Origin of the sequence: Streptococcus intermedius SK54 = ATCC 27335 (genome assembly GCF_000413475.1) — a bacterium.
In the GTDB taxonomy this organism is placed as follows: domain Bacteria; phylum Bacillota; class Bacilli; order Lactobacillales; family Streptococcaceae; genus Streptococcus; species Streptococcus intermedius.
On record NZ_ATFK01000005.1, the window covers coordinates 229,926 to 244,104 of the forward strand.

Sequence of the window (14,179 nt, forward strand, 5' to 3'; positions counted from 1 at the left end):
TAATTTGCTTATCATAAAAAGCAGTAGTTTAAAGAAAATATAAGTCTTTTTTCAAAGAGTATAAGACTCTAATCGTTAATCAATGAACTAAGCTATTAACCGGAGGTGGATCATGATGAAGTTTATACTGAATGAAAGTCTCGCAATGCTTGGGATTAAAAATGTGGTTATTGGCATCGCTAAAAATGTAGACCCACATGCACCCTTACCTGCTTCATTTTTGAAAAAGCAAAAAGAGATGGAAAAGTGGGCGTTGAATTGCGATATCGATGAGGTGTCTGATACTCCAGTCATTCAAGGCTACAAGGATTTATTGCAAAGTATCGGACGTAGTGTCAAGAAGAATCCCCCTACCGTTTTGGCGCTTATTCGGAATATTCGACATCGTGGATCCATCCCGAATATTAATAGTATTATTGATATTTATAATGTTGAATCTTTACATTCTTTATTAGCTATCGGTGGGCATGATTTGGATAAAATAGCAGGGCAAATTGAATTTACGGTTAGTCAAAAAGAAGATGTGTTTCTACCGATTTTATCTACGGAAAAACACGTTTCACAGACTGATTATGTTTATCGTGATCAAAAAGGAATTTTAGCATGGCTAGATGTTCGCGATGGAGAACACTATAAATTTGATGATGAAACCCAAAACGCCATTTTTATTATTCAAGGGAATGCACATACATCTGTTGAAATGCGTTTGGAAGCACTGAAGCGCATTGAGAATGATTTAGCAGAATGTATGCCGAATCTAGAGTTTGAAACGTATGTCATTTGTTCAGAGAAAAAGACATAAAAACGGTGCATTCACTGATAGGATACGAGAAGTAAAGCTGTTTTTTGAAGGCATTTGGAACACAATCGCATTTTTTAATAAAAGATTTGTTTGAAAATTCTTTACTTTTTGTTAAGTTATAGTATAATTAGAATATATCATACTTTTCGGAGGTAACTATGAAAAAAGGTAAAATCATCGCAGTTGCGGGGTTAGCTCTTTTAACTTCTGGCCTTTTAGCTGCTTGCTCGGGTTCGAAATCGAACTCCGCTGAGACCAAGTTCGGTTATGTGTATTCTGGTGATCCAGAAACTTTGGATTACGTAACATCAGGAAAAGCAACTACTAGCGATCTTGTGACAAATGGAGTTGACGGATTGTTAGAAAATGACAAATATGGAAATCTTGTACCATCAATGGCTAAGTCATGGACTGTATCAAAAGATGGTTTAACCTATACTTATAAACTTCGTAAGGGTGCCAAATGGTACACATCAGAAGGTGAAGAGTATGCTGAAGTCAAGGCGCAAGATTTTGTAACTGGACTGAAACATGCTGCCGATAAAAAATCTGAAGCTCTTTATTTGGTTCAAAATTCAATTAAAGGTTTAGATGCTTACGTGAATGGTCAAACAAAAGATTTTTCAACAGTAGGTGTGAAAGCAGTTGATGACTATACTGTTCAGTATACATTGAACAAGCCAGAACCATATTGGAATTCTAAGACCACCTCTGCCATTATGTGGCCAATCAATGCCGAATTTTTGAAATCTAAAGGAAATAAATTTGGCCAATCAACAGATCCTAACTCTATCCTTTATAATGGGCCATTCCTGATGAAAGCTATCACAGCGAAATCTGCGGTAGAATATGTTAAAAATAAACATTATTGGGATAAAGATAAAGTAAAAGTTGATAAGATTAAACTTGCTTACTATGATGGTCAAGACCAAGACTCTCTTGCGCGTAACTTTAAAGATGGAGCTTACTCTTATGCTCGTCTCTTCCCAACAAGCTCAAACTTTGCAACTTTTGAAAAGCAGTTCAAAGATAATATCTATACTGCAGAAGCAGGTGCAGGAACAGCAGCTTTAGCATTGAATATCGATCGTCAATCATACAAGCATACTGCCAAAAAGACAGACGAGCAAAAGAATTCAACGAAAAAAGCATTGTTGAACAAAGACTTCCGCCAAGCACTAAACTTTGCACTGGATCGTGAATCTTACGCAGCACAAGTCAATGGTAAAGCTGGAGCTGCCACAGCAATCCGCAATATGTTTGTGCCATCTAACTTTGTTCAAGTTGGTGAAAAATCATTTGGTGATGCTGTAGAAGAAAAGTTAGCGAGCTATGGTGATACATGGAAGGGTGTTAAATTAGCTGATTCACAAAACGGCTTGTACAATCCAACAAAAGCAAAAGAAAAATTTGCAAAAGCAAAAGCAGCTCTGCAAGCTCAAGGTGTACAGTTCCCAATCCACTTAGATGTTCCTACTGTGGAAACTTCTAAGAGCTATGTTGCTCGGATGCAGTCTTTAAAACAATCTGTTGAAAAAGTACTTGGCAAAGAAAATGTTGTCATGGACTTGAATATGATGTCAGAAGACGACTTTAATAACATCACTTACTATGCTCCAAACGCAGCTGGAGAAGACTGGGATATTTCAGGTGCTGTTGGTTGGAGTCCTGATTATCAAGATCCATCTACTTATCTTGATATTTTGAAATCAACGGCTTCTGACAATACGAAGACTTGGTTTGGATTTGACTCTGGTAGTGAAAATGCTGGTGCTAAAGCAGTTGGCTTGGACGAATATAATAAATTAGTCGATGAAGCAGGTGCAGAAACAACAGACATTGCAAAACGTTATGAAAAATATGCAGCAGCACAAGCTTGGTTAACAGACAGTTCACTTGTCTTACCAACAATGGCTTCAACAGGTGCCGGAACTTTTGTGTCACGCATTCAACCGTTCTCAGGTGCATTTGCGCAAACAGGTAGTAAAGGTAGCTTAACCTACTATAAATACATTAAAGTCGGTAAAGATGCTGTCACGAAGAAAGACTATGAAGCAGCTAAGAAGAAATGGCAAAAAGAAAAAGCCGAATCTAATAAAAAAGCTCAAGATAAATTAGCTGATCATGTAAAATAATACAACCTATAAAAGCAGGCGAAACTCACTAAAAGGTGAGGAAAACCTGCTTTTTTAATTTCTAAAGATTAATAGATTAATATAAACCTTATTAAATCAACTTCCAAAATTTGTCATAAAATTTAGAAAATTCTATTTACTTTTTTCTTTTTGTGTGCTAGAATGTATAAAAATAATGATTTTTGGGGGAATATTCATGAAGAAAAGTAAAATCATTGCCTTAACGGCTGTTGCCTTACTCGCGACGGGGACATTAGCGGCTTGTTCTGGTTCTAAAACAGGTTCTAGTAACAAAACGTTTTCGTATGTTTATGAACAAGATCCGGATAATCTAGATTATCTGACAACTGGGAAGGCCTCTACTTCAAACATTACAAGTAACGTCATTGATGGCCTCTTGGAAAATGACCGTTATGGGAACTTAATTCCTTCTGTGGCAAAAGATTGGACCGTCTCTAAAGACGGCTTGACTTACACTTACAAACTTCGCAAGGGAGTTAAATGGTATACTTCAGAAGGGGAAGAGTATGCAGAAGTTAAAGCGCAAGACTTTGTGACAGGTTTGAAACACGCTGCAGATAAGAAATCCGATGCCATTTATTTGGTGCAAGATTCCATTAAAGGTTTGGATGCTTATATGAAAGGTGAAAATAAAGATTTTTCTGCTGTTGGTATTAAAGCAGTTGATGATTATACCGTCCAATACACGCTTAATCGACCAGAAAGCTTTTGGAACTCGAAAACAACAATGGGAGTTTTAGCACCAGTTAATGCAGAATTTTTGAAATCAAAAGGCAATAAATTTGCGCAAGCAACAGATCCATCTAGTATTCTTTACAATGGACCTTACTTGCTAAAATCTATCACAGCGAAATCATCTGTTGAATTTGCTAAAAATCCAAACTATTGGGATAAGAAAAACGTGCACATTGATCACATCAAGTTATCTTACTATGATGGTCAGGATCAGGATAAACTGGCTAAAGGATTTAGCGATGGCTCATTTACCAATGCCAAAGTATTTCCAACCAGTCCAAGTTATGCTTCTGTCAGCAAGAAATACAAAAACAACATCGTTTATACTCCGCAAGATGCAACCACTTATCTAGTGGCTACAAACATTGATCGTCAATCTTACAATCATACATCAAAGACAACAGATGCTCAAAAGACATCTACTAAGAAAGCATTATTGAATAAAGATTTCCGTCAAGCAATTACCTTTGCATTTGACCGTACTGCTTATGCTTCACAGGTGAATGGTAAAGACGGTGCGACGAAGATGCTTCGTAATCTCTTTGTACCGCCAACTTTTGTTCAAACAAATGATAAGAACTTTGGAGAATTGGTCAAAGAAAAATTAGTTGGTTACGATGAAAGTTGGAAAGATGTCAATTTAAATGATGCGCAAGACGGGCTTTACAATCCAACGAAAGCCAAGGAAAAATTAGCTAAAGCCAAAGCAGCGCTTCAAGCAGACGGTGTTCAATTCCCGATTCACATTGATATGCCAGTTGACCAAACGGCAACGAATAAAGTTCAACGTGTACAATCATTGAAACAATCGATTGAAAAGAATCTTGGCAAAGAAAATGTTGTGATTGACATTCAACAAATGTCTAAAGACGATGTAAATAATATCACTTACTTTGCTGAATCTGCTGCTGCAGAGGATTGGGATCTTTCAGACAATGTTGGTTGGAGTCCAGATTTCCAAGATCCATCTACTTATCTTGATGTCATCAAGCCTTCAAGTGGTGAAAATACTAAGACTTATCTAGGATTTGATTCAGGTAAAAATAATGCTGCTGCGGCACAAGTTGGTATGAATGAATATGAAAAATTACTGAATGAGGCCGAAAAAGAAACCACTAATACGAATGCACGCTATGAAAAATATGCTGCAGCTCAAGCTTGGTTGACTGATAATGCTTTGGTTATTCCGACAACAACCTTGACTGGTCGTCCAATTCTTTCTCGCACAGTGCCATTTACTAATCCATTTGCTTGGTCAGGAAACAAAGGGAATAGTGAAATCATTCTATATAAATATCTTGAACTCCAAGATAAGCCTGTTACACAAGATCAGTACAAGAAAGCTATGACTAAATGGAATAAAGAGCGATCAAAATCTAATAAAAAAGTTCAAGAAGAACTTGCAGATCATGTTAAATAATTGAAAAAAATTAGAAAAAATTTAACAGAAAAACAAAAAAGGTTCATTTATGATAAAAATATTCTGACCTAAGTGGTAAGAGTTTGTAGAATCAGAAAAAAATTCAATATTTATAATGTTTAAGTAACTTAGAGAGTTGATTATTCAACTCTCTTTTTGTTTGTTTAAAACAAGTAGGAAAGGAGAAGTGTTGATGAAATATAAAAATCCCTTATTACTAGTTTTAAGAAATTAAGTCACATTATTTCAGTATTGACTATCCAAATATTTATTAAAGTATGAATGAAGAGTGATAGCTATGGAAAAAAATATTTTTTATGAACAGTTGATAAAGAGTGAACCATTAGGCTTCATTGACCCGTTCGCTGATTTAGGAGAATTTGATCGATTTCAGCTAAAGTTCAAAAGTCCAGTAAGAGAATTAGTAAATAAGTATTCAGGTGAACGCTATAGCCCACAATGGCAAAAGAAAATAGAAGAGATGAGAAGCCTCTACATTCAATATCAGATAAGTATTAGAGAAGATGATACAGAAAATACTTTTGAAACAAAAGTTAGAAAGCAATCTGATAAAGAGAGTTTTGAAGAAGATGTTATAACATACCTTAAATTAGGCTTTCGTTTTGCAGAAATCGAAAAAAAGATGAATCGATCTGCTAAACGACTGCGTAGTCAATGGAAACGTAGTCAATATGTAGAGACTCATCCTGCAGTAATCTATAATAAGCAAGATTTACAAGCTGGTTATGCAAAGTCAAAAAATTATTTACCAGGAAGTATGAAACTGAAAGGAGAATTATGATACAAGAAGAAATATTTATTTCTATGGAGAAGTCTTTAAAACAAGTAAAAAATAGTCTAGATCTGTATTATTCTTATTGTATGAGAGGTAGCTTGTATGCAAAAGCAATATCGGCAAGAAATATTAGGGCTGAAGTTAGCTCTTTGCTAGATAGAATAGGACTATTAAAAGATTGTGAATATATTCCTCGTTATGCTATCGTCGAACTCTCTAAACAATTAAAAAAACTTGTAAAGAGTTGTAGTTCATGGGAAGTTGTAGGGCTTTTTTCACCAGAACAATTATCAGAAATAGTTGCTTATTCAACTTTTTTGGAAATTGAGGATGGGTTATAAATCAGGAAAATATAGATCAAATGATTGAAGATTGGATTGAAAATGGTTTTCCTAGCAAATTAAAACAGCTGATATCTGATGAGAAGTAGCCATGATTAGGATAAGTATATCTATCTGAAGTTGTTTAAAAAGAAAGAGAGGAGACAGACTGATATGGCTATTACAGAAAGAAAAGTATTCTTACAAACTTTAAAAAATGCGAGAAGCAGAGTTATCCTATTGGATCGACTAAAATCATCTATACTTGACAATACAGCAGTCGATCTAGAAACAGTACCATTTGCAGGAACTAATTCTACTAATTTGGATGAAGCGATTCAATGTTACATCGATTACGGAGAATTGCCAATAAGTGGCAAGCTAAATGATTTCTGGAAAGCATATGAACAAGCCTTAGCAGATGAGGAGAAGAAACATGAAGAAAAAGAGACATAACACTGGGATTTGTAAAGTATGTGGTTGCACTTGGAATAGACCTTGTATTGATGAGGCACATGGAGCATGCTGGTGGGTTGATGAAACAGAGACGCTTTGTAGCCATTGCTACTACGGTTGGGGTAAAGACAAAGGAGAATTATGCAGCTAGAGACAATTTACCATCTCATCTTAAAAAATGGGATTAGAAACTATAAGTTTAAGAACAGTCAATTAAGACCTAAAAATTCTCCTGAAGAAGAGAATAAAGGTTCTATTTTTGGCTATCGTTCTAAAGATGATATGGTTCATGCTACTGGAGTCGTTTTAACCTCGTTAGAAGCGATTATAGAGAATCGAGATAGATTTACTCATTGGACACCAAATGTTTATCGATATGGAGCTTATAGTGACAAAAAACGACGAATTACACGAGGACACAATGAAGAGAATCTTAGACAAATTAACACCTTTTACATTGACTTTGATATTACTTCATCAGCTGAAGAAATGTCCTCTGGAGACATCCTGAATGTGGCAATGGATTTAGGATTTATGCCAACGCTCATTTTAAAATCTGACAAAGGTTATCAAGCTTACTTTGCACTGAAAGAGCCAGCTTACGTGACTGCTCATTCAAATTTCAAAGTCATCAAAGTTGCGAAAGAGATCTCTCAGAATTTAAGAAATCATTTTAGTAAACATCTTCCAGTTGACTTAACCTGCAATCACTTTGGAATCGCTAGAATTCCTCGAACAGACAACGTAGAATTCTTTTTTGAAGAGTATACCTACTCGTTTGAAGAATGGCTTCAATGGTCTATGAAACAGTCAGAATTTAGCTTTTCAAAACGGAAAGCAAATCTAACTGTTATCACAGGAACGGAAGGCAAAAAACAAATTGATGAGCCCTGGTATAGAATGCTGATGAATGAATCAAATATCAAGGGAGCTAAAGCCCTGATGGGAAGAAACAATGTCTTATTCACTTTAGCGCTTGCGAACTATTCATCAGGTGTCTCTCAGGGCGATTGTGAGATAGTTTTGGGACAATTCAATGCAGGATTGGACGAACCACTCTCTCAGGACGAATGTCTGAAGATTGTCAAAAGTGCTTATTCTGGGAAATACGAAGCTGCTAGTAGAGATTTTGTTCTCTTGCTTTGTAAAGCTTGGGTGGATAAGAAACTAACAACTAGTGATCTTTTTATTCGACAAGGTTGGAAGAAGTTTAAGAAACCTCGACAAGCAAGAAAAAATAGTCATCTGCATGAATGGAAAAGTGATGTCATGAACTATTTAGAAAGTCTGTCACAAGATACTGATCCATTTCTTCAGACGACAAAGAAAACGATACGAGAGGAACTATCAATTCCAGAAAGAAGTTTAGATAAGGTATTGAAAGTTTTGAAGAAAGAACAAAAAATCTTTTTGAAAGTAAAATCTGGTCGAGGTGGAGGTATTCGAATTGCTTCTATCAAATCTGTTCTTTTATCTGTTATTCAGATTAAAAGAGAGCGTCAGGAAGCTTATTTTGCCAATATAGCCACTTTCTTTGAAGAAAGATTAGGATTTATCCAACAGGTACTTCAAAGAGCAGAGATGGCTTTTAAACAGGTTCAAGAAGTCTCTTTGTTTGAGGTTGACGTAGGCTAGATCGAAAACCCGCAAACTCCCATTACATTATATCTAGGATACCGTGAGGGATTTGTGAGCAGAAAAATAGATGTAAAAAAATAATAATCTATTAGTAGGAGAATATTTCTATGCTAGAAAAACTAAGAAAGAAGATAGAACAAAATCTTTATCAGCTTATAAACATAAATAAGAGCTTAGGAGAACTTTGTAAAAGTCAATATGAATTATTGCTACATACTAGTTCTACTGAAGAGGATTTTGTAGCTTTAAATAATGATATAAGATTCATTATTGAATTATATGAAAAGGAAGGTTGAGAGTAATTATGAAATCAATTCTAAGGTATCCAGGAAGTAAATGGAACCTAGCACATAAGATTATTGAATTGTTTCCAGCTCATAAGAGCTATTTAGAACCATTTTTTGGAAGTGGAGCAGTTTTATTTAATAAACCTTCAAGTTCAATTGAAACGGTTAATGATTTGAATGAAGATGTCGTAAATTTGTTTCAAGTGATTCAAAGTTGTCCAGAAGAGCTGACTAAAAAAGTATTTTTAACTCCTTATAGTCGAGCTGTTTATGATAGAGCTTGGGAATTTCGTCCAAAAGATGAAGTAGAAAAAGCTCTTAGTTTCCTCATTCGTTCCATGATGTCACATGGTTTTAGAAATACAGAGAAATCAGGATGGAAGCGAGATGTTAATGGTCGTGAACGATCTTATGCAGTTAAGCATTGGAATGAATTACCTGGAATTATTCAAGAGGCAGCCTTGCGCTTAAAAGAAGTTCAAATTGAAAAGCGGCCAGCATTAGATTTAATTCAAGAATTTAGTCGGAAAGATGTTTGTATGTATGTTGATCCACCATACGTATTAAGTACCAGAGCTAGAAAACAATATACTGTTGAGATGGAAGATAAAGATCATATAGAACTTTTAGGAGAATTGAACCAGTCTAAGGCAAAAATATTACTTAGCGGTTATGATAGCGAACTTTATAATAAACGGTTATCTAATTGGGAAAGAATAGAGTTTGCATCGCTGGCAGAGGGTGGTCTGAAACGAGTAGAGGTTCTTTGGATGAATTTTCAGCCTAATAAGCAGCTAGAACTATTTTAGGAGGTTATACATGACGATTAAGCGTAAACATATATCAAAAACAATGAGGTTACAGGTGTTACAAAAATACAATCATCATTGTGCATATTGTGGATGTGAGATAAGTTTTAAATCTATGAGAGTGGATCACTTTTTGCCACTTCAAAAAGGTGGTCTAGATGAGGAAGGAAACTATATGCCAGCTTGCCATCAGTGTAACCATTATAAATCTGTATTTACGATTGAACAGTTTAGAAACAATTTAAAGTCCGTTCACGAGAGATTACTTCTTCCGTTCTTACCGAGATTATGTGAAAAATATGGAATTATTGCAATCAAACCATTTGATGGAAAATTTTATTTTGAAAAATTAGAGGAGAAAACAAAATGAAATTAAAAATAAATAGAGATTTATTTGCATCAGCTTTTGTGAGAAGTACAATTCTTTTCATTGTGCTTGGTATCATTAGTTATTGTCTAATAGATATTTTTGCTGCTAATAAAATTCAGAATAACAATATTTATCGGATTGTTCGTCTGACAAGTCAAACTCAAGGCATTGGAACCAAAAATGAAAAAACAGTTTATACAATTACTCTGAGTCAGTATGATAAAAATAAAGATGTATTTACTATTCCTATCAATTTGGAAACCTATACCAAACTTCGTTGGTATTCTTCTCCTTTAAAAGTCAATTTCTTGTCAAGCACTTATGTTACTTATACATCTAAAGCTGGTTTCGGTACAGTAGATGATAAAATTCACTTTATTTCTACAGCTCCGGAATTGAGAGAAAAATATGCATATTCCTACTGTTTTCTAATTATGATAAGCTATTTCCTTACTATCACTTTGATCTATATTGTAGAGAGTATTGATAGGGATAGACTTGCTGAAGACAGTGAATTGGTAAAAATATACAAGGAGGAAAACAAATGAAATATATTATCTTTAGCTTTTTATTAGGGGACTATGTTCGTGATAGTGAAGAGAAGATTTTGGTTTTTGAAAGTCAAGGATTGGCTTGTCAGTATATTCAGAAGCATTACCACAAAGAAGAGCCTATTTCGACAACTAAGAAGTTTACTTGTTTGTCAAATTATTATGATGCACCGTTTCGGTTTCATAAAGTCAGCTAGAAAGAAGGAGTAGAAATGACTGAAAAGAAATATAAAATTCTTCGTGGCTATTATTTAACAGGCGTAGGTCAAGAAGAAGATGCTAATTATTTTAAAATGGATGACCAACATTCTGATTATGAATTTATTGCTGAAGGAGATATTTGTTTGACTTTCTATCAAAACCAAGACGTCATTACAAGTATTCCTGCTTTAATTCGAGTAGATCATATTATTAAATCAGACAATGTTGTATCTAGTCTATTGAAAGCTGAAAAGAATGATCATCTTCCAATGCTTCCAATTGTTCATATCTTTGATTCTTTTGATCCAAAGCTCCAAAAGAAAATGCAAAATACTTTTCAAGTATTAAACAGCCAAATAAAAGAATTGGCTCAATTTAAAATGATTCAAGGCAATTTATTTGATTTTCTTGAAGAAGAAGGAGGGAATCATGATGAAAAATAAACTAATGTTTCTGATCGGAATATTTGGATTAGTTTTATTGTTTGGTATGGCTATTTATAGCGGTTTCCAGTTTGATACCCCTTATGACAGTCATTTAACTCAAAAGCAATACAACGATGTAGTACTTGAGCAAAATGTTCAGCTTGTCTTTTATAAAAAGACTTGTCCTTATTGTCAAGCTGCTAAAAATGCAGTGATTAAAGCTGCTAGTAAGAGTGATTATCCAACGTTTTATATCAATATTCAAACGAAAGAGGGACAAAAATTAGTGCATCAATATGAGGTAAAAAAAGCAGCTACCGTAGTCTCTATTCGTAAAGGAGTTATCAAGTCTTACTTGTATGCTAAAAAGAACAACAAGGGAGATTTCGCAGCTAATAAACAAGCAATAAAGGAGGCATTCCGTGAGTAATTTATTTAATTTTATCGGGCATGTTATCACAATGTCTGCTCTGCTGACAGCTTGGTTTTTTCCACTTTTTCATGTGACGATTATTCGGAACTTTGAACAAGAGAAACGAATCTACAGAGCTTCTTTAGTGTTGATGATGCTTTTAAAAATCATTTATCCAGATAGTAAAATTCATCTTCGTGAGTGGAGGCAAGAAAAATGATAGATACAATAAAACAATTGATTAAACAACTTCAAGAAAGTGCAGTTATTCAATTCTTTTACAGAATAAAAGAATGGTGTCAAGAAAATGTTGTGAAGCGAAAATTGATTACTTTTTCATTTCTGTTAGCTGTCTGGAGTAGTCTGTTATTAGGCGCTATTTTTTCCCCGCAGCGTCAAACCTTTACAACAGACCAACTTGCGACTAAGCGAGTATTTGAAAACGGAACAGGAGAAATTAGTTTAGTTAAACAAATCTATTCTCCAAAAACAGGAGTGATTGTTCTTCAGTTTGAAACAACGGATTCTACTTCATCTATTGCACGTGGAATAGATAGTAAAAGGTTAAATTGGAAACTATATGCACAACATAAATCTTCTGATACAAGTATGGAAGTAATTCCAATTACTGATAAAAAAATATCCGTCATTATCAAAAATGTTCCGAAAGGTTTTGGAGCTTTTGCGATTGATATTAAAAATAATAGAGTGACTACAAATCAAATTGATGTAGATATTTCTACGCCATCTAGTTCATCAGATGATGATTTTAAAGGCTTCAAACAAGAAGATAAATCTTCAGAAAATGTGGTTCAATTTTTTGTCACTCCACAAAACAAAAAAATGGAAATAGTAACTGTTAAAAATATTTCTCGTGAAGAATTTGCTCTTCAAGAAATTGAAGAAGAAATTGGTTTTCAAAAAGAGCAGATGAAGAAATTGACTCAATCGATAAAAAAACTAAAAGAACTCATCAAAGATAATGAGTCTTCTAAAGAAAGCTTGCTGACAGAAGCAAAATATTTATCAGGTGATGACTTAACCAAGAATCAAAAAGACATTGAACAGATTGATTCTGATACAGAAACGAAGAATCGTTCTATTGAAACAGCTAACCAAAATATAGACATTTTAAAAGAAAAAACAACTTCGTTAGAAAAGAAGAAGGCAGCTGTCAAAGATGGTACATTTGAATTTTCAAGTCCGATAGAGACTGTAGAGATGAAATAACAAAATGCGGAAGTAAAGAGGTAAAAATTATGGAAAAAATATATGGAAAACTCGCACCAAAAGGACAACAACCTATTAGAAAACACCGTGTAGTATTTACAAGTACAAAAGGATTGTTTAGAAAACAAAGATGGGTGATGTTAGACATTGATGAAAATGGAATAACTTATAATAGTGAGACTGGACATACAGGGGACATGTTTTCTTCAATGTATCTTGCTATAGGGGAAATTATCATAGATGAACAAGCTTTTACAATAACCATTAAGAAGCCTGTATGGGATGATCATAAAATTTATGTTATTGATCTAAAAAGACTAGATGGAGATTTATGGAGTAACTTCACAAAAATCAAAGATACACTCATTGTTTTTGCCGGAAACAAGTTGGTCAATTAAGTTAGATTGAAAGGAAAAAAATCATGAAAAATTACACTCAAAAATGGAAAGAACTAAATAAGAATGGAATCAAATTATCATTGATTTGTGGTTTGAACTGGCTGATAAAATTCTTGTTTAAGGGACAATTTTATCTTTTCTCAGCTGTTTTTTTAGGATTGCTGACTTATTACATGCCGCAAGATATCCAATTATTTACAGTAAGAGTTTTAGAATTAATAGTCATGCTTAAAATAACGACAGATGTTATCTATACGATTTTTTCAAAAGAAATTAGACGGATGAAAAACCCTCTTCTGTTAGGAGTAATGTCCTTATTCTTTCTAGCTGGTAATGTCTATATTAAACAACATACTTTGACAGAATTTTTGGTCAATCGTTTCTTTACGTTTTGGTTCATTAGTCTTGTTTTGACAATACTGGTAATTGTCATCCAACCGAGATTATTTAAGGTCCATCTCTTCAAAAATGTGCTCAATAAAACTTATTTAGGAATCCGAAAAACAACAGATGAGCTACCTCCAGAGTGCAATTTTTACACAGATGCGGATGAAAAAGATGCGGACAAACGGATGAAAATGATGAACCAACATGTGATCAAAAAAACGTATCAGGGAGTTGTCGAATTAAGTTTTCTAAATAGAGAAGTAATTACAGGTATCAGTTATAAAGCAGTGCCATTTGAGAAAGAAAAGGAACGGGCTTTTATGGATGTAGACACGATTTATTATCCTGTTTTTAGGGTTTATCCATTTGGAATTGAGGAAGATTTTGGTCACATACTAATTAAATTTAAACTTAGTCGAAAGGCTGCTTTTACAAAAAACGCTGAAGGTTTACTGAAGAAAGATTTTTAAAATATGCTGCTCCCTAATAATTATATTAGGGGGTGTCTTTTTATATTAAAATAATTTTTATTTTTGTCAAGTTAAAAATTATTTTTCTGATTTGTCCCATTAAAAACTAAAAAAAGAATATCTCTTATACTAAATAAAATAGAATATAAAGGAGTGCTAAAATGGCAAAAAAGAACATCAATAAAATTAAATCAGAGCTTGAAGAATCAAAGGCAAAAGTTATCGCTTTGGAAGCAGAACAGAAACTTGCGGAAGAAACTCTTCAAAAAGAAATTGGAAAAATTTATATGCAAATTCAATTCAAAAAAGATAAAAA

19 protein-coding genes are annotated in these 14,179 nt (G+C 34.0%); all 19 read left to right on the forward strand.

All coding sequences use genetic code 11. The annotated features are described in order from the left end of the window. Positions 1-112: 112 nt before the first annotated feature. Positions 113-802 (forward strand): B3/B4 domain-containing protein, encoded by a 690-nt coding sequence (locus tag HMPREF1654_RS07760; protein WP_014829775.1) that lies wholly within the window; start codon positions 113-115, stop codon positions 800-802. Between the two features lie 158 nt (positions 803-960). Further along, positions 961-2,937: a peptide ABC transporter substrate-binding protein gene (locus tag HMPREF1654_RS07765; protein WP_003076197.1), complete on the forward strand. Its 1,977-nt coding sequence runs from the start codon at positions 961-963 to the stop codon at positions 2,935-2,937. Positions 2,938-3,133: 196 nt separating this feature from the next. Next, a complete protein-coding gene (locus tag HMPREF1654_RS07770; protein ID WP_003076037.1) occupies positions 3,134-5,113 on the forward strand; it encodes a peptide ABC transporter substrate-binding protein in 1,980 nt (659 codons plus the stop codon). A gap of 298 nt (positions 5,114-5,411) precedes the next feature. Next, positions 5,412-5,915, forward strand: coding sequence for a hypothetical protein (locus tag HMPREF1654_RS07775; RefSeq protein ID WP_003030146.1), 504 nt, complete (start codon positions 5,412-5,414; stop codon positions 5,913-5,915). Then, a complete protein-coding gene (locus tag HMPREF1654_RS07780; RefSeq protein ID WP_003030145.1) occupies positions 5,912-6,250 on the forward strand; it encodes a hypothetical protein in 339 nt (112 codons plus the stop codon). Before HMPREF1654_RS07775 ends, HMPREF1654_RS07780 begins: the two co-directional genes overlap by 4 nt. Positions 6,251-6,403: 153 nt before the next feature. Continuing rightward, positions 6,404-6,685 carry a hypothetical protein gene (locus HMPREF1654_RS07785; protein ID WP_003078009.1) on the forward strand — a complete coding sequence of 94 codons (282 nt, stop codon included), beginning with the start codon at positions 6,404-6,406 and terminating at the stop codon, positions 6,683-6,685. Positions 6,686-6,705: 20 nt separating this feature from the next. After that, on the forward strand, positions 6,706-6,873 hold the full coding sequence (locus HMPREF1654_RS07790; RefSeq protein ID WP_155115199.1) for a hypothetical protein: 168 nt from the start codon (positions 6,706-6,708) through the stop codon (positions 6,871-6,873). Continuing rightward, on the forward strand, positions 6,827-8,320 hold the full coding sequence (locus tag HMPREF1654_RS07795; protein ID WP_003078069.1) for a primase C-terminal domain-containing protein: 1,494 nt from the start codon (positions 6,827-6,829) through the stop codon (positions 8,318-8,320). The genes HMPREF1654_RS07790 and HMPREF1654_RS07795 overlap by 47 nt, the downstream gene beginning before the upstream one ends. Before the next feature lie 110 nt (positions 8,321-8,430). Then, entirely contained in the window at positions 8,431-8,619 is a 189-nt protein-coding gene (locus HMPREF1654_RS07800; protein ID WP_003030140.1) for a hypothetical protein, read from the forward strand. A gap of 8 nt (positions 8,620-8,627) precedes the next feature. Then, positions 8,628-9,419: a DNA adenine methylase gene (locus HMPREF1654_RS07805; protein ID WP_003078075.1), complete on the forward strand. Its 792-nt coding sequence runs from the start codon at positions 8,628-8,630 to the stop codon at positions 9,417-9,419. 10 nt (positions 9,420-9,429) lie between these two features. After that, a complete protein-coding gene (locus HMPREF1654_RS07810) occupies positions 9,430-9,789 on the forward strand; it encodes an HNH endonuclease (RefSeq protein ID WP_014829647.1) in 360 nt (119 codons plus the stop codon). Beyond that, the gene (locus tag HMPREF1654_RS07815) at positions 9,786-10,337 is read left to right on the forward strand and encodes a hypothetical protein (RefSeq protein WP_003077996.1); all 552 of its coding nucleotides are present in this window, start codon (positions 9,786-9,788) and stop codon (positions 10,335-10,337) included. The genes HMPREF1654_RS07810 and HMPREF1654_RS07815 overlap by 4 nt, the downstream gene beginning before the upstream one ends. Continuing rightward, the gene (locus HMPREF1654_RS07820) at positions 10,334-10,537 is read left to right on the forward strand and encodes a hypothetical protein (RefSeq protein ID WP_003078066.1); all 204 of its coding nucleotides are present in this window, start codon (positions 10,334-10,336) and stop codon (positions 10,535-10,537) included. Before HMPREF1654_RS07815 ends, HMPREF1654_RS07820 begins: the two co-directional genes overlap by 4 nt. Positions 10,538-10,552: 15 nt before the next feature. Continuing rightward, positions 10,553-10,984, forward strand: coding sequence for a hypothetical protein (locus tag HMPREF1654_RS07825; RefSeq protein WP_003078021.1), 432 nt, complete (start codon positions 10,553-10,555; stop codon positions 10,982-10,984). Continuing rightward, positions 10,971-11,396 (forward strand): thioredoxin domain-containing protein, encoded by a 426-nt coding sequence (locus tag HMPREF1654_RS07830; RefSeq protein ID WP_003078013.1) that lies wholly within the window; start codon positions 10,971-10,973, stop codon positions 11,394-11,396. Before HMPREF1654_RS07825 ends, HMPREF1654_RS07830 begins: the two co-directional genes overlap by 14 nt. After that, positions 11,389-11,598, forward strand: coding sequence for a hypothetical protein (locus tag HMPREF1654_RS07835; RefSeq protein WP_003078073.1), 210 nt, complete (start codon positions 11,389-11,391; stop codon positions 11,596-11,598). The genes HMPREF1654_RS07830 and HMPREF1654_RS07835 overlap by 8 nt, the downstream gene beginning before the upstream one ends. Next, complete coding sequence (locus HMPREF1654_RS07840) at positions 11,595-12,608, forward strand: hypothetical protein (protein WP_003078046.1); 1,014 nt, start codon at positions 11,595-11,597, stop codon at positions 12,606-12,608. Before HMPREF1654_RS07835 ends, HMPREF1654_RS07840 begins: the two co-directional genes overlap by 4 nt. 29 nt (positions 12,609-12,637) lie before the next feature. After that, positions 12,638-13,006: a hypothetical protein gene (locus HMPREF1654_RS07845; RefSeq protein ID WP_003078032.1), complete on the forward strand. Its 369-nt coding sequence runs from the start codon at positions 12,638-12,640 to the stop codon at positions 13,004-13,006. A 23-nt stretch (positions 13,007-13,029) separates the two neighbouring features. After that, positions 13,030-13,863 (forward strand): hypothetical protein, encoded by an 834-nt coding sequence (locus tag HMPREF1654_RS07850; protein ID WP_003078057.1) that lies wholly within the window; start codon positions 13,030-13,032, stop codon positions 13,861-13,863. The last annotated feature ends 316 nt before the right edge of the window (positions 13,864-14,179 follow it).